The organism is Serratia sp. ID 25-353, assembly GCF_054792795.1.
Genome location: NZ_CM139236.1, coordinates 2,758,188 through 2,776,618, shown reverse-complemented (window position 1 = coordinate 2,776,618; position 18,431 = coordinate 2,758,188). Strand labels below are relative to the sequence as shown.

Annotated in this window: 21 protein-coding genes; 12 read left to right on the top strand and 9 right to left on the bottom strand. The window is 63.4% G+C overall.

Annotated elements, in window-relative coordinates:
• Window positions 1-4 precede the first annotated feature (4 nt).
• A complete protein-coding gene (locus ACYF6X_RS13360; RefSeq protein WP_063988786.1) occupies window positions 5-916 on the top strand; it encodes a LysR family transcriptional regulator in 912 nt (303 codons plus the stop codon).
• On the opposite strand, the gene ACYF6X_RS13355 is transcribed toward ACYF6X_RS13360, so the two are convergent.
• The 4 genes from ACYF6X_RS13355 to ACYF6X_RS13340 form a co-directional block, all read right to left on the bottom strand.
• Complete coding sequence (locus tag ACYF6X_RS13355; protein ID WP_016928550.1) at window positions 904-1,080, bottom strand: hypothetical protein; 177 nt, start codon at window positions 1,078-1,080, stop codon at window positions 904-906. The two genes, ACYF6X_RS13360 and ACYF6X_RS13355, sit on opposite strands and share 13 nt — an antisense overlap.
• A gap of 106 nt (window positions 1,081-1,186) precedes the next feature.
• A complete protein-coding gene (yedA, locus tag ACYF6X_RS13350; protein WP_063988787.1) occupies window positions 1,187-2,107 on the bottom strand; it encodes a drug/metabolite exporter YedA in 921 nt (306 codons plus the stop codon).
• 103 nt (window positions 2,108-2,210) lie between these two features.
• Window positions 2,211-2,705 carry a DUF2878 domain-containing protein gene (locus ACYF6X_RS13345; protein WP_063988788.1) on the bottom strand — a complete coding sequence of 165 codons (495 nt, stop codon included), beginning with the start codon at window positions 2,703-2,705 and terminating at the stop codon, window positions 2,211-2,213.
• 177 nt (window positions 2,706-2,882) lie between these two features.
• The gene (locus ACYF6X_RS13340; RefSeq protein ID WP_063988789.1) at window positions 2,883-3,536 is read right to left on the bottom strand and encodes a helix-turn-helix transcriptional regulator; all 654 of its coding nucleotides are present in this window, start codon (window positions 3,534-3,536) and stop codon (window positions 2,883-2,885) included.
• A 103-nt stretch (window positions 3,537-3,639) separates the two neighbouring features.
• Between ACYF6X_RS13340 and ACYF6X_RS13335 the strand changes: the two genes are divergently transcribed.
• The 6 genes from ACYF6X_RS13335 (at window position 3,640) to ACYF6X_RS13310 (ending at window position 8,222) form a co-directional block, all read left to right on the top strand.
• On the top strand, window positions 3,640-5,094 hold the full coding sequence (locus ACYF6X_RS13335; protein WP_130018418.1) for an MFS transporter: 1,455 nt from the start codon (window positions 3,640-3,642) through the stop codon (window positions 5,092-5,094).
• A 30-nt stretch (window positions 5,095-5,124) separates the two neighbouring features.
• Window positions 5,125-5,973 (top strand): AraC family transcriptional regulator, encoded by an 849-nt coding sequence (locus ACYF6X_RS13330; RefSeq protein ID WP_107227389.1) that lies wholly within the window; start codon window positions 5,125-5,127, stop codon window positions 5,971-5,973.
• 71 nt (window positions 5,974-6,044) lie between these two features.
• Window positions 6,045-6,755, top strand: coding sequence for an AzlC family ABC transporter permease (locus ACYF6X_RS13325; protein WP_130018419.1), 711 nt, complete (start codon window positions 6,045-6,047; stop codon window positions 6,753-6,755).
• Window positions 6,752-7,063, top strand: a complete 312-nt coding sequence (locus tag ACYF6X_RS13320; RefSeq protein WP_038880577.1) for an AzlD domain-containing protein — start codon at window positions 6,752-6,754, stop codon at window positions 7,061-7,063. The genes ACYF6X_RS13325 and ACYF6X_RS13320 overlap by 4 nt, the downstream gene beginning before the upstream one ends.
• A 68-nt stretch (window positions 7,064-7,131) precedes the next feature.
• Window positions 7,132-7,701, top strand: a complete 570-nt coding sequence (locus tag ACYF6X_RS13315) for a helix-turn-helix domain-containing protein (protein WP_130018420.1) — start codon at window positions 7,132-7,134, stop codon at window positions 7,699-7,701.
• Window positions 7,702-7,703: 2 nt separating this feature from the next.
• Window positions 7,704-8,222, top strand: coding sequence for a GNAT family N-acetyltransferase (locus ACYF6X_RS13310; RefSeq protein WP_107227390.1), 519 nt, complete (start codon window positions 7,704-7,706; stop codon window positions 8,220-8,222).
• Between the two features lie 3 nt (window positions 8,223-8,225).
• On the opposite strand, the gene ACYF6X_RS13305 is transcribed toward ACYF6X_RS13310, so the two are convergent.
• From ACYF6X_RS13305 to ompC, 3 genes are all read right to left on the bottom strand, one after another.
• Entirely contained in the window at window positions 8,226-9,056 is an 831-nt protein-coding gene (locus tag ACYF6X_RS13305; protein WP_130018421.1) for a 5'-nucleotidase, lipoprotein e(P4) family, read from the bottom strand.
• Between the two features lie 17 nt (window positions 9,057-9,073).
• Complete coding sequence (locus ACYF6X_RS13300; protein WP_107227393.1) at window positions 9,074-9,925, bottom strand: GNAT family N-acetyltransferase; 852 nt, start codon at window positions 9,923-9,925, stop codon at window positions 9,074-9,076.
• A 178-nt stretch (window positions 9,926-10,103) separates the two neighbouring features.
• Window positions 10,104-11,201, bottom strand: a complete 1,098-nt coding sequence (gene ompC, locus ACYF6X_RS13295; protein WP_025302059.1) for a porin OmpC — start codon at window positions 11,199-11,201, stop codon at window positions 10,104-10,106.
• Window positions 11,202-11,442: 241 nt separating this feature from the next.
• Here ompC and ACYF6X_RS13290 point away from each other — a divergent pair, with 241 nt between their 5' ends.
• The 4 genes from ACYF6X_RS13290 to dinG all read left to right on the top strand — a co-directional run bounded on the left by ACYF6X_RS13290 (window position 11,443) and on the right by dinG (window position 15,203).
• On the top strand, window positions 11,443-12,099 hold the full coding sequence (locus ACYF6X_RS13290) for a glutathione S-transferase family protein (protein ID WP_063988796.1): 657 nt from the start codon (window positions 11,443-11,445) through the stop codon (window positions 12,097-12,099).
• Between the two features lie 124 nt (window positions 12,100-12,223).
• A complete protein-coding gene (locus ACYF6X_RS13285) occupies window positions 12,224-12,556 on the top strand; it encodes a carboxymuconolactone decarboxylase family protein (RefSeq protein ID WP_049200944.1) in 333 nt (110 codons plus the stop codon).
• Window positions 12,546-12,938 carry a tautomerase family protein gene (locus ACYF6X_RS13280; protein WP_107227395.1) on the top strand — a complete coding sequence of 131 codons (393 nt, stop codon included), beginning with the start codon at window positions 12,546-12,548 and terminating at the stop codon, window positions 12,936-12,938. The genes ACYF6X_RS13285 and ACYF6X_RS13280 overlap by 11 nt, the downstream gene beginning before the upstream one ends.
• Before the next feature lie 66 nt (window positions 12,939-13,004).
• A complete protein-coding gene (dinG, locus tag ACYF6X_RS13275; RefSeq protein ID WP_033646901.1) occupies window positions 13,005-15,203 on the top strand; it encodes an ATP-dependent DNA helicase DinG in 2,199 nt (732 codons plus the stop codon).
• Here the strand turns inward: dinG and ACYF6X_RS13270 are convergent, their stop codons facing one another.
• Window positions 15,204-15,638, bottom strand: a complete 435-nt coding sequence (locus ACYF6X_RS13270; RefSeq protein ID WP_130018422.1) for an Lrp/AsnC family transcriptional regulator — start codon at window positions 15,636-15,638, stop codon at window positions 15,204-15,206. It abuts the gene before it with no gap.
• 136 nt (window positions 15,639-15,774) lie between these two features.
• On the opposite strand from ACYF6X_RS13270, the gene ACYF6X_RS13265 reads away from it, so the two are divergent.
• Window positions 15,775-16,683 (top strand): DMT family transporter, encoded by a 909-nt coding sequence (locus tag ACYF6X_RS13265; RefSeq protein WP_130018423.1) that lies wholly within the window; start codon window positions 15,775-15,777, stop codon window positions 16,681-16,683.
• Between the two features lie 3 nt (window positions 16,684-16,686).
• Here ACYF6X_RS13265 and prpR read toward each other — a convergent pair whose 3' ends face one another.
• Window positions 16,687-18,276, bottom strand: a complete 1,590-nt coding sequence (gene prpR / locus ACYF6X_RS13260) for a propionate catabolism operon regulatory protein PrpR (protein WP_130018424.1) — start codon at window positions 18,274-18,276, stop codon at window positions 16,687-16,689.
• Window positions 18,277-18,431: the final 155 nt, after the last annotated feature.

The following is an 18,431-nucleotide window of genomic DNA, read 5'->3' as shown; positions in this document are numbered from 1 at the left end:
ATACATGACCTCATTTGCCGATCTCGAGGTGTTTGTCCGCACGGTGGACGGCGGCAGTTTTTCCGCCGCGGCGCGCGCGCTGGATATGACGCCGGCGGCGGCCAGCATTGCGGTGAAAAGGCTGGAGCAGCAGCTGGGCGCGCGGCTGCTGGTGCGTTCCACCCGCAGCCTGCGGTTGACGGAGGAGGGTGCCCGCTATCTCGACAGCGCGCGCCTGGCGTTGGGTGCGTTGGCCGAAGGGGAGCAGGCGATCCGCGAAAAGCATCAGGGGCTGTCTGGGGTGCTGCAGATTTCCGCGCCGTCGGATTTCGGCCGTAATCTGCTCTTGGGCTGGCTGGACGAATTCCGGCAACAGCATCCGCATATTCAGCTGCAGCTCCTGATCAACGATCGGCAGGCCGATCTGTTTCGCGAACCGGTGGACGTGGCGTTGCGTTTCGGGCCGTTGGCCGACTCTTCGCTGGTGGCGCTGCCGATCTTGCCGCAGCACCGGCGGCTGATTTGCGCCAGCCCGGATTACCTGCGGCGGCATGGCGTGCCGCAAACGCCGGCCGATCTGGCCCGGCACAGCATTCTGGTGTATCAGCCCAGCGGCAAACGGCAGGTGGAATGGCGGCTATGGCGCGGTGAGGAGCTGGTCGAAGTGCCGCTGAACGGCAGCTATTTTACCGATGACGGTGAGGTGGCGCGGCGCTGGGCGCTGGCCGGCCACGGCGTGGTGCGCAAGTCGGCGATCGACGTGGCGGCGGATATTCGCGCCGGGCGGCTGGTGCAACTGTTGCCGGAATGGCGCAGCGACGCGGTGCCGATCAATCTGGTCTGCCCGCATCGCTCGCAGGTGTCGGAACGCGTCAGGCAGCTGCAGCGCTTTTTACAGCAGCGCTGCCAGCGTTGGATGGACGATCACTTGGCCTGAAGGGTTTCGGTTTGCGCCGGCGTGGCGGCGGCATCCCCGGCAGGCGCGCTTTCTTCGTGCGGGGTGGTGGAACGGGTGTAGATGTTCAGCCCGGCGAGGAATACGCCGCCCAGAGAACCAAAGGCGCACAGGGCGATGACGATGACGAACGCTTTTTTCAGCATAGGAATAATTTCGCAGGTTGCTTGGAACAGCGGGAATTATAGCCCCTTCGCCGGGTGAAACAAGAATCGTTTTTAACGGCGGCCCGCGGACCGCCCTTTGCGATCGCTACCGTTCACTGTCGATGGCCTGCACGCGGGCCGGGCGGGCGAACAGGTATTTCCCCAGCGTCACCAGTACCACCGCCGCCACGATGATCGCCAGCGCCAGCCACTCGCGCGGCGCCAGCGATTCGCCGGCAAAGCCGATGCCGAGCAGCACCGCCACCACCGGGTTGACGTAGGCGTAGCTGGTGGCGACCGCTGGGCGCACGTTCTTCAACAAAAACATATAGGCGCTGATCGCCAGCATCGAGCCGAAGACGATCAGATACCCCAGCGCCAGAAAGCCGCTGGTGCTCGGCATCTGCGTCAGGTGCTCGCCGCTCAGTTGGCTGGCGACCAATAACACCACGCCGGCGACCAGCATCTCCGCCGCGCCGGCCATCGGCCCGGCCGGCAGCGAGATGCGCGATCCCAATACCGACCCGAAGGCCCAGCTGGCCGACGCCAGCAAAATGAGCAGCGCGCCGGTCGGGTTGCCCACCAGGTTGTTGCCGGTGTTGAGCAGCACGATGCCCACCAGCCCGAGCGCGATGCCGGCCCATTCCAGTTTGGAATTGCGCATACCCCACAGCAGGCTGAAGCAGAGGGTGAACAGCGGCACCGTCGCCACCATCACCGCGGCGATGCCGGACGGCACATCTTGGTGTTCCGCCACCGTCACCAGGCCGTTGCCTACCGCCAGCAGCAGAATGCCAATGGCGCCGGCGGCCAGCCACTGCTTCGGCGTCGGCAGCGCATGGCCGCGCCAGGCCAGGAAGCTGAACAGCACGATGCCGGCGGTCAGAAAGCGAATGCCGGCCATCATCAGCGGCGGCCATTGCGCGACGCCGAGGCGAATGACGAAATAGGTGGAACCCCAAACGATATATAACGTGAACAACGCCCCGATCAACGGCAGGACGCGACGGCTTGGTTGGCTAAGCATAGGGATTGTGTTTTGCAGGGATGATTATTATTAGAATGCTCAGTAAACCCGATCGGGCAGCGGATAAGCAATGGCTTTCGGCATTATTTTTCCCGGCCGCCGTTCAGCTGTCCCGTCGTTTCCACTGCAGCCAGCTGACGGCCGGCAGGTAAATCGACCAGCCGATGGCCAGCAGCAGCAGCATGAACTCCGGCGGCACGCCGGGCAGCAACACGTCCAGCTTCCAGGACACGGCGTAGGCGAAGGGGCCGACGGCGGCGCCCAGCACCGCCAGCGGCCAGGGGGCCGCTCTGACCACGTCCAGCAGCCAATACCACCAACAGCCGAAGCCGATCCACAGTGCGAGGGCCCAGAGCGGCAGGCCGTGTTCCCCGCTGTAGTGCAGCACGCCGCTGTAGCTCCACAGCCCATCCATGCCGATGCCGCCCAGGGCCGCCAGGGCCGCGCCTTTGCGGCGGGCGGCAGGGGTAAAGATCAGCGCCAGCGCCGCGCCGGCCAGCAGTATGCCATTGAGCCGATCGCGAGTCAGCAGCGCCAGCAGCCAGCAAACGCCCAGTCCCAGCGTCGCCAGCCAGAATCCGGCATGCGGCTTCTTCATCGTTCAACTCCCGTGGGGTTACTCTGCCGCTGCGCGCTTAGCGCCGACGGATTTGCCAGAGCGGACGCGAGGCCCGCCGTTTGCCTGAATGTTCGTTAATTCAACCTTAGAAGGGAAGGTGCGGGGTGCACAAGCAGAATAATCTGTACCGGTTGAAAACGTGGGCAAAAACCGGTGTTACAGGAGCGAAATGCGGTAGGCGCAGCGGCGCGAGCCGGCCAGAATGTGTTCGGCGCGCTCCACCTGTGCCTGCAGTACTTCGGTAAAGATGCTCAGCTCCGCCCGGCAGAAGCCCTGGCAGACGGTGGCGGCGGCGCAGATCGGGCAGTGATTTTCCACCAGCAGATAGGCGCCGTCCTCCTCCTGGCGCCATTCGGCCATATACCCTTCGCGGCAGCGGATTTCGGTGAGCCGCGCCACGCGTTCGCGCAGATCGGTGGCGCCGATCATCGCCTGCTTGTAGTTGATGCGGTTTTCCTGCTCGCGGGTCTCGATCAGCACGTCGAGCGCCTGTTCGCCCAGCTTGTCGCGCACGGTGCGCAGCAGCTGCACCGTCAGATCCGCATGGGTGTCGGGAAAGCGTGCGTTGCCGGCCGAGGTCAAATGCCACAGCTGCACCGGGCGGCCCACGCCGCGCGTTTCCGCCACCGCTTCGACCAGCCCCTCTTTCGCCAGCTTGACGAACTGCTGGCGGGCCGCCTCACCGGTGGTGCCGAGCACCTTTCCTGCGTCAGAAGCTTGCTGCGGGCCGCGGGTTTTCAATAGCGTCAGCAAGCGGTCACTGACCGATTGTGCGGTGCCGCCGCTATTTTCCAAGTTTATTCTTGACATATTTCTCCGCCTCGCCCTAACTTATTCCAAGATAACTCTTGTTAAATTTAACGCAATCTTATGATCAACTCAATGCCATTCCTCTGAAAACAGGACGACAACCGTGATAACCCATGACGATAGCCGCTGGAGCGACCTTTTCTCCGGCAAAAATGCGGCCAGTGCGATCGCGCTTTCGCTCGGCGTAGCGCTGCATGCCATCAATATTCTGGTCGCCACCACCATTCTGCCCTCGGTGGTGCAGGATATCGGCGGGCTGGATCTCTACGCCTGGAACACCACGCTGTTCGTGGTGGCGTCGATCCTCGGTTCCGCGCTGTCGGCCCGGCTGCTCAGCGGCTACGGCGCGCGCAGCGCCTATCTGGTGGCTTCGCTGTTTTTCATCGCCGGGGCGGCGCTGTGCGCGCTGGCGCCGAGCATGCCGGTAATGCTGATCGGCCGCACGGTGCAGGGCTTCGGCGGCGGCCTGATCTTTGCGCTCTCCTACGCGATGATCAACCTGGTGTTCGAGCAGCGATTGTGGCCGCGCGCCATGGCGCTCATCTCGGCGATGTGGGGCATCGCCACCCTGGTGGGGCCGGCGGTAGGCGGTATTTTCGCCGAGCTGAACGCCTGGCGCTGGGCCTTCGGCATTCTGCTGCCGATCATGGCGCTGTACGCCGCGTTTACCTTCCTGATCCTGCCCAAGGGCAAAGCGCAGCAGGCGGCTGCGCCGTTGCCGACCGCGCAGCTGCTGTTGCTGACCGTGGCGGTGCTGGTGGTGTCCGCCGGCAGCCTGGCGCACAGCGCCTGGATCAACCTGGCGGGCATCGCGCTCTCGCTGCTGCTGATGGCCTGGTTGCTGAAGCGTGAAGCGCACTCGAGGGCCCGCCTGTTGCCGCACGGCGCACTGCGGCGCGGCTCATCGCTGGCGGCGCTCTACATCACGACCGCGTTGCTGGTGATCGGCATGACCAGCGAGATCTTCGTGCCTTATTTCCTGCAGCTGCTGCACGGCCAGTCGCCGCTGATCTCCGGTTATATCGCCGCCGCCATGGCCGCCGGCTGGACGCTGTCCGAGATCCTCAGCTCCGGTTGGCGTGGGGCGGGCATTCGCCGGGCGATCGTCAGCGGGCCGCTGTTTGTGCTGGTGGGGCTGCTGGCGCTGGCGATCCTGATGCCGGTGCCGTCCGGCGGCCATTGGCAGGCGCTGGCGCCGATCGTCATTGCGCTGTTGCTGGTGGGATTCGGCATCGGCTTCGGCTGGCCGCACCTGCTGACGCGCATTTTGCAGGTGGCGCCCGAAGCGGACAAAGACATCGCCGGCGCTTCGATTACCACGGTGCAGCTGTTCGCCACCGCATTCGGTGCGGCGCTGGCCGGGATGATCGCCAATCTGGCGGGGCTGAACGATCCGGGCGGCGCGGCGGGCGCAGCGTCGGCGGCGCGTTGGCTGTTCCTGGCGTTCGCGCTGGCGCCGCTGCTGGCGATATTCAGCGCCTGGCGCTGCGCGGCGATCGCGCCGCCGGGCGCCGAGACGGGCAATTTTGTACAAAACCCGCCCTCGCGCGAGTGCTAGAATGGCGCTCATTCAGCGGAGGTAGGCAAGATGAAGGCGGAAGGCATAGCGCGCAAAGCATCCCGGGAACAGGCCCATTTCATGCACGTCGACGATCTCGGCGGGCTGGAAGTGCTGCAGGCCACCTACCGCCGCCAAACCTTCTCGCGCCACAGCCATGAAGGCTTCTGCGTGGGCGTCATCGACGACGGTGCCCAGCGCTTCTACCGCACCGGCGGCGAACACGTGGCGCCGCTGGGCAGCATCATTCTGGTCAACGCCGACGACATCCACACCGGCAGTTCCGCCACCGAAGAGGGATGGTCGTATCAGGCGATGTACCCGACGCCGGAGCTGCTGGCGTTTTTGTCGCGCGATCTGAAAACCGGCGCCGGCGCGACGCCTTATTTCCCCAACCCGGTGGTGCACGACGTCGGCCTGGCCGGCCAGCTGCGGATGGCATTCAGCCTGCTGCGCAGCGATGAGAACCGGTTGATGAAAGAGACTATGGTGTTCTCGGCGCTGACCTGGCTGATGCTGCGGCACGGTAAAAGCCGTATCGATCCCACGCCGCAGAGCCGGGCGCAAAGCCAGGTGGCGCGGGTGAAAGCCTTTCTCGACGATTTCCCCGAGGCGGACATTTCGCTGCTGGAGCTGGCGGAGCGGGTGGCGCTCAGCCCTTATTACCTGCTGCGGCAGTTTCAGCAGGCCACCGGTTTGCCGCCGCACGCCTATCAAATTCAGGCGCGGCTGCGCAAGGCGCGCGGCATGCTGAAGGCCGGCAGCAGCGTGCTGGACAGCGCGCTGAGCTGCGGTTTTCACGATCAAAGCCATTTCCACCGCCATTTTCGCAAGTCGATGGGCATCACGCCGGGCGACTACGTCAAATCGCTGAAATAGTCGGGCAATCGGGTGCAATACCCGTGTGCGCCTGCGCCGTAAGCTGGCTTCTTCAACCGAAGGAGAAGCCCATGACTGATTCAATCCCCCTCATCACGCCGCCGTCTGCCCGCCTGCGCCCCGCGCTGCAGGGGGGAATGACGATCTTGCCGCTGTGCCTGGCGGTGGTGCCGTGGGGCATACTGGCGGGCTCGATGGCCCTGCAAAACGGCCTGACGCCGGCGCAGGGGCTGGGCATGTCGGCCATCGTGTTCGCCGGGGCGGCGCAGCTGGTGGCGATGGGCATGATCAAGGGCGGCGCCGGGCTGCTGGCGATCCTGCTGTCGACCTTCTTCGTCACCGCCCAGCATTTTCTCTATGCGCTGCGGCTGCGGGAGCGCATTGCGCCGCTGCCGTTACGCTGGCGGCTGGCGCTGGGATTCTTGCTCACCGATGAGCTGTTCGCGCTGACCGGCGAACAGGCGCCGGCGCGTTTCGACCGCTGGTATGCGCTGGGCGCCGGGCTGACCTTTTACCTGTGCTGGTTTCTCTCCACGCTGCTCGGCATCGTAGCCACCGGCAGCGCCGGGGATCTGGACGGTTATGGGCTGGATTTTTCCATCGTCGCCACCTTTATCGCCATCGTGGTGCCGCTGGTGCGCAGCCTGCCGGTGTTGGCCTGCGTGCTGACCGCGCTGCTGCTTTCCATCGTGTTGCACCATTTCCAGACGCCGGGCGCACTGGTGATCGCCACCGTGGCGGCGATGCTGGTCGGGCTGCTATGCAGCGGGGGGCGCCGATGATCTGGCTGACGATAGTCTTGATGGGGCTGGTGGTGTTCTTCAACCGCTACTGCTTTTTGGCGCCGGGCTTGCCGCTGCGGTTATCGCCGCGCGTCAAAACCCTGCTGAGCTTTTCCGTGCCGGCGGTGCTGACGGCAATTTGCGGGCCGATTGTCGCCTTCAGCGGTGACCAGCTGCGCGCCGCGCCGGATAATCCTTACCTGTGGGGGGCGGTGTTTGCGGTGATATTGGCGTTCTTTCTGCGCAACATGCTGGCGGTGGTGTTGCTGAGCCTGCTGATATTTATCGCGCTGCGCGGCATTTTTTAAAATTCGCTTGCCATATCTCTAGTTTGAGATTATTTCTCTTATATGGGATTTATAACGGAGTGTGAGCGATGGATAACGGTTTGGAGACGGCCGACCAGAGGTTGGCGCAGCGGTTGGCGGATTTGCGCCAACAGCAGGGGTGGTCGCTGGAGGCGCTGGCGCAGCGCACCGGCCTGAGCCGGGCGACGCTCTCGCGGGTGGAGCGCGCCGAAACCAGCCCGACGGCGTCGCTGCTGAACCGGCTGTGCGCCGCCTACGGGTTGACCATGTCGCGCCTGCTGAGCGAAATCGAAGACGAACCGCCGGAGCTGCTGCGGCCACCGCAACAGCCGGTGTGGATCGATCGCGCCAGCGGTTTTCACCGTCGCTCCGTTTCCCCGCCTGCCGCGCTGTATAAGGCCGAGTTTATCGAAGCCCGGCTCGATGCCGGGGCGCAGATCGATTACGACCTGCCGTCGATTCCGGCGCTGGAGCATCACCTCTGGCTGCTGTCCGGGCAGCTGGAGCTGACGCTGGAAGGACGCGTTTTCCGGCTGTCGCCCGGCGACTGCCTGCGCTACCGCCTGTTCGGCGCTTCCCGTTTCCATGTCCCCGGCGATGAGCCGGCCCATTACACGCTCGTTATCTGCAGGCCATAGCCATGATTGAATTGCAACAGTGGGGCGCCGACGCGGCGCAAAACGCCATGGACGACCTGGCCGAGATGCTGCACGCCAGCGTGGCGCACGGCGCCAGTATCGGTTTTGTCATGCCCTTTACGGTGGATCAGGCGCGGGCGTTTTGGCAGGGGCTGCTGCCGGCCCTGGCGCGGGGAGAGCGCGCGATGCTGGTGGCGCTCGCGAACGGTCGGCCGGTCGGCACCGTGCAGCTGCTGTTGGCGATGCCGGACAATGGCCGCCACCGGGCGGAAGTGGTCAAACTGATGGTGCACCCGCAGGCGCGGCGGCAGGGCGTCGCACGGCTGTTGATGCAGGAAGTGCAGGCGCTGGCGGCGCGTCATCGCCGCAGCCTGCTGGTGCTGGATACCCTGAGCGGCAGCGCGGCGCAGGGGTTGTACCGCCAATTGGGGTTCGAAGCGGCGGGCGACATCCCACAATACGCCCGCGCCAGCGACGGCGGGGCGTTGGAGGCCACCTGCTATATGTACAAACTGCTGTGAGGCTTAGCGCCCGCGCCAGGCTTTGATCGCCTGTTGGCGCACCTGCAGCTTCTGCTGCGGCGTCAGCTTGTTGTAGTCGCGGGTCAGGCCGCTTTCCCAATCGCCGTACAGCGGGTTGGGCAGCACGATGAATTCGGTGCCGAACTTACCCTGGTTCTCACTGACGAACGCCCGGCGCTGCGCATTGTCCTGGTGGTAAGTCGCGGCGCCGAAATCGTTCAGGTTGTCGCCCGCGTACACCACGATGTCATAGCCGGCTTGTTTGATGGCGTCGAAGCGCGCCTGCTTATTGGAGGTGTCGGTGCTGAGCAGCACGGTCTTTTCCGACATGCCGGTGAAACCGAGCTTCTGCATGTTGGCCACCGTGGCGGCGTATTCGCTCTGCTTGCGGTTCGACACGTAGAACATCGTGCCCTGATGGGCGTTGACGTAGCGGGCGAACGACACCGCGCCCGGTACCGCGCCGGCCTGTTCGGCCTGCGTCCATTGGGCCCAGGTGGCGCCGTCGTACGGCTGGCCCTGCTGCGCCTGCCAGCCGGAGTAGGCGCTGTTATCCAGCATGGTTTCATCCAGATCGACCACCACCGCCTTTTTACGGCCCGGCGCGGCCTTAGCCTGATCGAAGGCGCGCTGCGCGCTGTTGAACGCCTGATGCGCCAGCGCTTGGTATTCGCCGGACTGTTGGAACCAGTTCACCGCCAGCACTGACTGATCCGCCAGCCGCTGCTGGGCCTGAGCGTCGGTGTGCGGCGGCTGCGCGCAACCGGCCAACGTCAGCAGCGCGACGCCAACCGCCGCGCCGAGGGTGAGTTTCCTTGCCTGTTTTCCTGCCATCGTTATCTCTCTTGGTTTTAGTCTTGTGGGCTGTCCAGCAACATATCCATCTCGAACTGGCGCAGGGGATCCTGCCGCCAGCCAAGATGCGTAAAGAAGGGGGCGGCCACCTCGGGCACAAAGACGTTGGCGGCCAGCGGCAAAGGGGCGAACTGCGCTTGCAGAGCGGCCAGCAAGGCGCGGGCATGCCCCTGGCCGCGGTGCTGCGGCGGCACGTAGATCAGGCGTAGCCAGCAGTGCTCGGCGCCGGGCATCACCACGGCGTAGGCTTGACGATTGAGCGTATAGGCTTGCGGTTTGCCCGGCAGCTTGAACAGCGATTCGGGGGCGATCAGCCAGGGCAGGTCGGTGGCGCCTTCCGCCGTCAGGCGATGGCTGACGGTCAGCGGATCGACCGCCTGCAGCACCGCCGTGCCAGGCGGCACTTCCGCTGGTGCCTGATGGCCGGTCAGGGTGCGCACGATGCGCAGCCCGGCGCGATGATACAGTGCCAGCGCGGCTTCGTTGCCTTCGATCACTTCCAGCGACAGCCGACGGTCGCCGCGTTGGCGGGCATCCGCCACCAGGCGCTGCATCAACGCCTTGCCCAGCCCCTGGCCGCGCATCTCCGGGCGCACGGAAAAGGCCGCCACCCGGCTGTGCCGGCCGCGGCGGGCGATCAGCGCCACCGCCACTGGTTCCTGGCGATGGGTGACGATCAGGCTGTCGTTCAGGCTGAGATCTTCGGCACCGAAGCGGGCGGCGAAGGTCGGCCCGTCGAGCACGAAGCGCACCATGTAGTTTTCAAAACAGTGGTTGAGGATGTTTGCCAGCTCGTCGCTGCTGTAGCGCAGGGCGTGGTGGAAGTCGAAGCGTCCGTCGTTATGCATGGCTGATTCCGCTCGGGGGAAAGCTATACATGTAGACCCGTTTGTTTTGCAAGGCAAGCGGGGGCATTCGTTGGCGGGAAAATAAAAACAAAAAAGCCGGACGCAGCCGCCCGGCGAAATAAAACTCTGGGTATCAAGTGACGCTAAAGTTTGCAGTGGTGGTTATTCATTCATCACATCAGAACTGGTAGGTCAGAGCGAGAACAACGACGTCGTCGTTTTTCAGGCCCAGCTTGTTGTCGTCATCGAGTTGGTTAATTTTATATTCGACATAAGTGGACATGTTTTTGTTGAAGTAATAGGTCGCCGCCACGTCGAAATATTTCACCAGATCGACATCGCCGATGCCTTCAATATCTTTGCCTTTCTGCTGAACGTAACCCAGCGATGGGCGCAGACCGAAGTCGAACTGATATTGCGCGACCAATTCAATCCCTTCCGCTTTATTGGCGAAGCCGCTAACGGAAGTCGAGTTGTTATTGATGGTGGCGGTGCCGGAAATAGGCGCAATATTGCGGCTCTGCGAATAAGTCGCGGCCAGGTAGACGTTGTTGTTGTCGTATTTCAGACCACCGGCCCAGATATCGGCCTTGTCGCCTTTGCCGAAGGTGCCCGCCTTTTGCGTGGCGGTGCGGTTGGAAGAGGCATAGGCGGCGCCTACGCTCAGGCCGTCGATGATTTCGTAGCTGGAGGATAGGCCCCAACCGTCGCCGTTCGCCTTGCTGGCGGAGCGGCCGTCGTTTTCGTTCTTGCCCTGGTACTGCACGGCAAATTTCAGGCCGTCAACCAGACCGAAGAAGTTGTTATTACGGTAGGTGGCGACACCGTTGGTGCGGCCGTTCATGAAGTTGTCGGTCTTGATATAAGCATCGTCGCCGAATTCAGGGATCATATCCGTCCAGGCGCCGACGTCGTAAATGATGCCGTAGTTGCGGCCGTAGTCGAAGGAGCCGAGGTCCTTATATTTCAGACCGGCGAAGCCCAGACGCGTTTTGGTGTCTTTAGTGCCGTCGGATTCAGTATGGTTGGCGGCGATCTGATATTCCCACTGGCCGTAGCCGGTCAGCATATCATTAATCTGAGTCGCGCCTTTAAAGCCGATACGCACGTAAGTTTTATCACCGTCGTTGCCGGCATCATCGGAGAAATAATGCAGGGCTTTTACACGGCCGTAAAAATCGAGCTTGTTGCCGTCTTTATTGTAGATTTCTGCTGCCTGTGCCGCTTGCGCAAGTAAAAGTGCCGGAATAATAACGGCCAGAAGATTACGTTTCATGAGTTACCCTGCTTTATTCGATTGAAAGACGCTTATCATCAGTTGCATTGCTGTTTCACTGTGCCGCCTGATTGTTGGCGGCGGAGAATTTTTACCGTAGTAATGTGATCTATTTATGACAAAAAATTCATTTTCATGTCGAACGATTAAAAAAGTCGCGCAAAGGGTGAATTTTTTCTTCAACCGACGGTCGGCGGCTGGTCTACAGTTACCGATACCTTGTTCCGCTGCGGGAGGAATCATGCACGATACTTATACTTTGTTCGGTACGCAGGGCTGCGGTTCGACGATCGTGGCCGCCGCGTTGGCGTTGACGGCTTTCCCCTGGGGCTATGAGGAAGTGGACTACACGCAGGACGGCCCGGAGCGCGATCGCCTGCTGGCGCTGAACCCGCTGGGCCAGGTGCCCACCTTAGTGTTGCCCAATGATGAAGTGATGACGGAGAGTGCGGCGATTATTTTGTTGCTGCACGATCGCGCACCGCACGCCGAGCTGGCGCCGCCCGGCGGTTCGCCGCTGTTGCCGCGTTTTCTGCGCTGGCTGCTGTTCATCAACGCGGAGATTTACCCCACCTTCACCTATGCCGACCATCCGCAGCGCTGGCAGCCGCAGGCGGCGGGGGCGGAACAGCTGAAAAACGCGGTAATGGATTATCGCGAGCGTTTATTGCAGCAGCTGAACGCCGCCGCCGGCGCAGCGGGCCCGTGGTTTCTCGGCAAGAGCTTCAGCGCGTTGGATCTGTACGTGGCGGTGATGTGCCACTGGCGGCCGGGCCGCGCGTGGTTCCGGCAACACTGTCCGCGGCTGTACGCCATCGCTGAACGGGTGGAGCAGCGGCCGGCGCTGAATGCGCTGCTGAGCGCGCAGTTCGACGGCGTTGCCCCGCTGGAGTCCTGAAATCTCCCCGCCGCCCGGCGGGGAACCCTCCCGTTTTTCTGAACCGAGACTGCCGAAAATCCCGATTTTCACTCGCTGCGGCGGCGGGTAGCGTAAGGCTATCCGCAACTGACAGGAGAGTGTGATGCCATCAGAATCCCAGGCCGGACAACAGGCGTTCGGCGATATTGCCCCCAAGCTGGCGCAGCTCAGCGACCGCGTTTTGTTTGACGATATTTGGCAGCGGCCGGCGCTGAGCCCGCGCGAGCGCAGCCTGATTACCGTCGCCGCGCTGGTGGCGCTCAACCGCGTGGAACAGCTGCCGTTTCACCTGCAGCTGGCGCAGCGCAACGGCGTGACGCGTCAGCAATTGGCCGAGCTTATCACCCATCTGGCGTTCTACGCCGGCTGGCCCGCGGCGGCATCGGCCGTGGCGCGCCTACGCGAGCTGGAACAGGAGGCCAATCATGCCGTTTAGCCGCATCGCTCTGCATCAGGGCAAGTCCGCCGACTATCTGCAAACCTTGTCCGACAGCCTGCATCAGGCGCTGGTGGAGGCCTTTGAGGTGCCGCCGACGGATAAATTTCAGGTGATCGATCAATACCGCCCCGGTGAGCTTGTCTACGATCGCGACTATCTTGGCGGGCCGCGCAGCGCGGATTTCGTGTTGTTTTATATCACCGCCGGGCGGCCGCGCGACACCGACACCAAGCGGCGCTTCTACGGGCGGCTGGCGGCGCTGCTGGCGGAAAACCTGCGGCTGCGCCCCGAGGATGTGATGGTGGTGATCACCACCACCCAGTTGGACGAGTGGTCGTTCAGCGCCGGGCGCGCCTCGATGATCGATCCGCAGACGTAACTCGGGCTGACGCCGCGAGCGGTCTGTGGGACAATAGCGCCATCATTTCGTTTAGATAAGAGTTGAATGGCGCTCTCCTCCGCAGTTAAAGATCAGATTGGCCAGTGGTACAAAGCCCTGCAGCAGCAAATACCGGATTTTATTTCCCGCGCGCCCCAGCGCCAGATGATCGCCGAGGTGGCGAAGACGCTGGCCGGTGACTACCCGCGCCATCTGGCGATCGAGGCGCCGACCGGCGTCGGCAAAACGCTGTCTTACCTGATCCCGGGCATCGCCGTCGGGCGAGCGGAGAGCAAACCGCTGGTGGTCAGCACCGCCAACGTGGCGCTGCAGGACCAGATCTACAGCAAGGATTTGCCGCTGCTGAAGAAGATTATCCCCGATCTGAAATTTACCGGCGCCTTTGGCCGCGGGCGCTACGTGTGCCCGCGCAACCTGGCGGCGATGAGCACCGACGTCAGCCAACAGGGCGATTTGACGCTGTTCCTCGACGACGAGCTGGCGCCCTCCAGCGGCGAAGAGCAGGCGCTGTGCCAGAAGCTGACCAAGGCGCTGGCCCGCTTCGAGTGGGACGGGCTGCGCGATCACTATCAACAGAGCATCGACGATCCGCTGTGGGCCAAGCTGAGCACCGACAAGGCCAACTGCCTGGGGCGCAACTGCCACTACATTCGCGAATGCCCGTTTTATATTGCCCGCAAAGAGATCGAGAGCGCCGACGTGGTGGTGGCCAACCACGCCCTGGTGATGGCGGCGCTGGAGACGGAGTCGGTGCTGCCGAACCCGAAAGAGCTGCTGCTGGTGCTGGACGAAGGCCACCATTTACCGGAGGTGGCGCGCGATGCGCTGGAGATCGACGGGGAAATCACCGCGCTGTCGACCAACCTGCAGCTGGACATGATCGTGCGCCAGGTCGAGCAGTGCATGACGCAGTACCGGCCGAAGAATCCACCGGGGCTGGCCAACAGCGAGCGGTTGAAGAACCATTGCGAGGAGCTGCGCGAGCTGGTGCAGATCTTCGAGCATCAGGTCAGTGCCTACCTGCCCGGCGACAGCGTAGCGGCCGAGCACCGTTTCGAGATGGGCGAGCTGCCGGCGGAGATGGTGGAGAGCTGCGCGCGGCTGTTCAAACTGACCGATGCGCTGCGCGGGCTGGCGGAGTTCGTGCTTAACGATCTCACCGAGCAGACCGGCAAGCATGACATCGTGCGCCTGCACCGGTCGATCATTCAGATGAGCCGCACGCTGGGCTATCTGGAGGCGATGAGCAAGCTGTGGCGGCTGGCGGCGCTCGATAAATCGTCCAACGCGCCGATCTCCAAATGGGTCACGCGCGAGCTGCGCGATAACGTTACCCATCTCTACCTGCACTGCGTCGGCATTCGCGTCAGCGACCAGCTGGAGAAGCTGCTGTGGCGCAAGGTGCCGCACGTGGTGGTCACCTCGGCCACGCTGCGTTCGCTGAACAGCTTCGCGCGTTTGCAGGAGATGAGCGGGTTGAGCGAGAAGGCCGGCGATCGCTTCGAAACGCTCTCTTCGCCGTTCAATCACGTCGAACAGGGTAAGATTGTCATTCCGCAGATGCGCTTTGAACCGGCGCTCGCCAACGAGGCGGAGCACCTCGAGGAGATGGCGCGATGTTTCCGCGCCGAGCAGGCGAGCGGCAAACACAAAGGCATGCTGATCCTGTTCAGCAGCCACCGGGCGATGCAGACTTTCCTCAGCTACGTGACCGATCTGCGGCTGATGCTGCTGGTGCAGGGTGACCAGCCGCGCTACCGGCTGGTGGAAGAGCACCGCAAGCGGGTGGAGAAGGGCGTCGCCAGCGTGCTGGTGGGGCTGCAATCGTTCGCCGAAGGGCTGGATCTGAAAGGCGAGCTGCTGACCCAGGTACACATTCACAAAATCGCGTTCCCGCCGATCGACAGCCCGGTAATCATTACCGAAGGCGAGTGGCTGAAATCGCTGAAGCGCTATCCGTTCGAAGTGCAGAGCCTGCCGAGCGCCTCGTTCAACCTGATCCAGCAGGTCGGCCGCCTGATCCGCAGCAACCAATGCTACGGCGAGATCGTGATCTACGATCGCCGGCTGTTGACCAAAAACTACGGTTCGCGGCTGTTGGCGTCGTTGCCGGTGTTCCCGATCGAACAGCGCGCGGTGCCGGAGGCCGACAAGGCGCATCTGGCGGCGCTGAAATCCGCCGCCGACGCGGCCAAAAAAGAGAAGAAGCGTGGCAACCCGTTTGCCCGCAAGCGGCGGCGTTAATCAGAGCAGCGGCGGCAGGCGGCGTTTAACCGGCGTGGTTTTCACGATCGAGGTGTTGCTCTGTGCGTGTTCGGCCAGCCGATCGAGGGTGTGGTCGAGCTGTTCCATCGAGTGCGCCACCAGCCGTACGATAAAGCAGTCTTCGCCGGTCACCTTATCGCATTCGACCACTTCCGGGATCGCCTGAATCAGCTGTTCGACCTTTTTCAGCATGCCCGGCAGCGGCTTGATGCGCACCAGCGACTCGAAGGCGTAGCCCACCGCCTGCAGATTGACGTTCAGGGTATAGCCCTGGATCACGCCGTTTTCCTTCAGCCGCCGCAGCCTTTCCGAGGTGCTCGGCGACGACAGCCCCACCTGCGCGCTCAGCGTCTTCAACGATGCACGCGCATCTTCCGCCAGAATGGTCAGGATTTGGCGATCGATATCATCCATAACGCCTCCATTAGGTATTTTATTTATTATAGCTACGAGAAAAAGGCAGTTAAGCATATCTGCCTTCTTTGTGCTATGGAAAGCAGTGCCGTGAAGCCGCAAGCTATGCCTCTGGGCAAGTTTGGAGGAACGCAGAATGAATGCAGAGATAAAACGCGGATCGCTGGAGATGGCGGCGGCGATGTTGATTTCCGGCTCTATCGGCTGGTTTGTGTTGATGTCCGGCCAGCCGGTTATCAACGTGGTGTTTTGGCGCTGCGCGGTGGGGGCGCTGGTGCTGCTGGCGGTGTGCGGCGCGCTGGGGCAACTGCGGCGCGATGTGCTGACGCGCGCCACGCTGCTGCTGGCGATCGCCGGCGGCGTCGCGCTGGTGATCAACTGGCTGCTGCTGTTTGCCGCCTACTCCTATGCGTCTATCTCCATCGCCACGGCGGTGTACAACACCCAGCCGTTTATGCTGGTGGGGCTGGGGGCGCTGTTTCTGGGGGAGCGGCTGACCGCCCGCAAACTGCTGTGGCTGGGGCTGGCGTTCGGCGGCATGATGCTGGTGGTGCTGGCGCAGCCGCGGCAGGCGGGGGAACAGAGTCATTATCTGGCGGGCATCGCGCTGGCGCTCGGGGCGGCGTTTTTCTACGCCCTGATGGCGCTGGCGGCCAAGCGACTGAAGGGCACGCCGCCGCATCTTATCGCGCTGATCCAGGTGGCGGTGGGGGCAGTGATGCTGTTGCCGCTGGTGGATTTCCACGTTTCGGCCAGCGCTGGGCAGTGGGGAATGCTGGCGACGCTCGGCGTGCTGCACACCGGCCTGATGTATGTGTTGATGTACGGCGCCCTGCAGAAGCTGCCGACTAACCTGATCGGTTCGCTGTCGTTCATCTACCCGATCGCCGCCATGCTGGTGGATCGCCTGGCGTTTGGCCACCGGCTGTCTGCATGGCAGCTGCTGGGCGCGGCGATCATTCTGCTGGCGGCGGCGGGCATGAACCTGCTGGGCGAGCGGCGAGCGCGGCTGCTGCCGGCCTCAGACGGCCGGCGCGCCGGCTGATGCTCAGTTCGTTTTTTTCAGCCGGCGCCATAACGTGGTGCGGCTGATCCCGAGCAACCGGGCGGCGGCGGCGTGGTCGCCCCCGCACCGCGCCAGCGCCTCATGAGCGGAGACGGGCGCTACCGGCGTCTCGGGCGGTGTGGCCGCCGCCAGCTCCGGCAACAGCCAGCGCAGCGTCTCGCCGCTCGGCGCGGCGCCGGTGCTCAGCATCAGCGCCACCCGCTCCATCATGTTGCGCAGTTCGCGCAGGTTGCCGGGCCAGGCGTAATGACTCAGCGCGGCGTAACAGCCGGCCAGGGCGGCGCGCAGCGGCTCCGTCAGCGGCACGTCGAGCGCCGCCAGTGACCGTTTCAGAAAGTGTTCCGCCAACATCGCGATATCGTCGCCGCGCGCCCGCAGCGGCGGCAGCTGCAGCCGCAGGGCGCTCAGGCGGTAGAACAGATCGGCGCGAAAGTCGCCCCGTTGAATCGCCTGCTCCAGGTGGCTGTGGGTGGCGCTGATGACGCGAAAGTCGACCGTTACCGGCTGTTGCCCACCCACCCGGGTGACAGTTTTCTCTTCCAGCGCGCGCAACAACCGGGTTTGCAGGTGCAGCGGCATTTCGCCGATCTCATCCAGAAACAGGGTGCCGCCGTTGGCGGTTTCCAGCAGCCCACGTCGGCCGCCCCGCCGTGAGCCGGTAAAGGCGCCTTCCTCATAGCCGAACAGCTCCGCCTCCAGCAGCGATTCGGCGATGGCGCCGCAGTTGATGGCGACGAACGGCGGCGTCGCGCCCCTGGACGGTGCGCCGCGTCGGGAAAAGTATTCCCGGTGGATCGCCTGCGCCGCCAGCTCCTTGCCGGTGCCGGTTTCTCCTTCAATTAATACCGCGGCCGGCGAGCGGGCGTACAGCATGATGGTGCGCCGCGCCTGCTCCATCTGCGGGGACTCGCCCTGCAAATCGCCCAGCCCGTAGCGCGGCTGCAGGGTATTGCGCGCGGCGTAGTCACCGCCGCGTTTGCCGCCGCCCAGCATCAGGCGCGTTACGTCCAGCGCATCGCTGAAGGCGGCGCGCAGGGTGGCGGCGGAATAGAGAAAAATGGCGGTGAGCCCGGCCTCTTCCGCCAGATCGCTGATGAGGCCGGCGCCGACCACGGCCTGAATGCCGACGGCTTTCAGCTCGGCGATCTGGCCGCGGGCGTCCTCTTCGGTGACGTAACTGCGCTGCTCCAGCGGCAGATCGAAGGTCTGCTGGAACTCCAGCAGCGCGGGCAGGGGGGTTTTATAGGTGATGACGCCGATCCGATCGGCGGTTCTGCGCGCCTTGCTCAGCGCCTGCAGCAGGTCGAAGCCGCCGGGCTTGACCAAAATGACCGGCACCGACAGGCGGCTTTTCAGGTAGGCGCCGTTGGAGCCGGCGGCGATGATGGCGTCGCAAGGCTCGGTAGCCAGGCGAGCGCGGATGTGCTGCACCGCCTCCTCAAAGCCGAGGCGGATCGGGGTGATGGTCGCCAGATGGTCGAACTCGAGGCTGATGTCCCGGAACAGATCGAACAGGCGGGTGATGGAGACGGTCCAGATCACCGGTTTGTCCGGTGTGATGTGATCGCTCATGGCGGGTTACCGAATGGAAGAGACTGCATTAGGTGTAGCCCGGTTTCAGCTATGTTTCAAATTCGCTACGTGCAACAGCAATTGAAACGTTAACTGAAACGTTTTTTATTCCTTTGCCTGGCCAATGGCGCTGCAGATCTTTTAACTCACTTATT

What these genes read in the sequence shown, in the direction of transcription:
- ACYF6X_RS13360 (WP_063988786.1), top strand. Translation starts at nt 5, where the DNA reads ATGACCTCATTTGCCGATCTCGAGGTGTTTGTCCGCACGGTGGACGGC.
- ACYF6X_RS13355 (WP_016928550.1), bottom strand. Translation starts at nt 1,080, where the DNA reads ATGCTGAAAAAAGCGTTCGTCATCGTCATCGCCCTGTGCGCCTTTGGT.
- yedA (WP_063988787.1), bottom strand. Translation starts at nt 2,107, where the DNA reads ATGCTTAGCCAACCAAGCCGTCGCGTCCTGCCGTTGATCGGGGCGTTG.
- ACYF6X_RS13345 (WP_063988788.1), bottom strand. Translation starts at nt 2,705, where the DNA reads ATGAAGAAGCCGCATGCCGGATTCTGGCTGGCGACGCTGGGACTGGGC.
- ACYF6X_RS13340 (WP_063988789.1), bottom strand. Translation starts at nt 3,536, where the DNA reads ATGTCAAGAATAAACTTGGAAAATAGCGGCGGCACCGCACAATCGGTC.
- ACYF6X_RS13330 (WP_107227389.1), top strand. Translation starts at nt 5,125, where the DNA reads ATGAAGGCGGAAGGCATAGCGCGCAAAGCATCCCGGGAACAGGCCCAT.
- ACYF6X_RS13325 (WP_130018419.1), top strand. Translation starts at nt 6,045, where the DNA reads ATGACTGATTCAATCCCCCTCATCACGCCGCCGTCTGCCCGCCTGCGC.
- ACYF6X_RS13320 (WP_038880577.1), top strand. Translation starts at nt 6,752, where the DNA reads ATGATCTGGCTGACGATAGTCTTGATGGGGCTGGTGGTGTTCTTCAAC.
- ACYF6X_RS13315 (WP_130018420.1), top strand. Translation starts at nt 7,132, where the DNA reads ATGGATAACGGTTTGGAGACGGCCGACCAGAGGTTGGCGCAGCGGTTG.
- ACYF6X_RS13310 (WP_107227390.1), top strand. Translation starts at nt 7,704, where the DNA reads ATGATTGAATTGCAACAGTGGGGCGCCGACGCGGCGCAAAACGCCATG.
- ACYF6X_RS13305 (WP_130018421.1), bottom strand. Translation starts at nt 9,056, where the DNA reads ATGGCAGGAAAACAGGCAAGGAAACTCACCCTCGGCGCGGCGGTTGGC.
- ACYF6X_RS13300 (WP_107227393.1), bottom strand. Translation starts at nt 9,925, where the DNA reads ATGCATAACGACGGACGCTTCGACTTCCACCACGCCCTGCGCTACAGC.
- ompC (WP_025302059.1), bottom strand. Translation starts at nt 11,201, where the DNA reads ATGAAACGTAATCTTCTGGCCGTTATTATTCCGGCACTTTTACTTGCG.
- ACYF6X_RS13290 (WP_063988796.1), top strand. Translation starts at nt 11,443, where the DNA reads ATGCACGATACTTATACTTTGTTCGGTACGCAGGGCTGCGGTTCGACG.
- ACYF6X_RS13285 (WP_049200944.1), top strand. Translation starts at nt 12,224, where the DNA reads ATGCCATCAGAATCCCAGGCCGGACAACAGGCGTTCGGCGATATTGCC.
- ACYF6X_RS13280 (WP_107227395.1), top strand. Translation starts at nt 12,546, where the DNA reads ATGCCGTTTAGCCGCATCGCTCTGCATCAGGGCAAGTCCGCCGACTAT.
- dinG (WP_033646901.1), top strand. Translation starts at nt 13,005, where the DNA reads ATGGCGCTCTCCTCCGCAGTTAAAGATCAGATTGGCCAGTGGTACAAA.
- ACYF6X_RS13270 (WP_130018422.1), bottom strand. Translation starts at nt 15,638, where the DNA reads ATGGATGATATCGATCGCCAAATCCTGACCATTCTGGCGGAAGATGCG.
- ACYF6X_RS13265 (WP_130018423.1), top strand. Translation starts at nt 15,775, where the DNA reads ATGAATGCAGAGATAAAACGCGGATCGCTGGAGATGGCGGCGGCGATG.
- prpR (WP_130018424.1), bottom strand. Translation starts at nt 18,276, where the DNA reads ATGAGCGATCACATCACACCGGACAAACCGGTGATCTGGACCGTCTCC.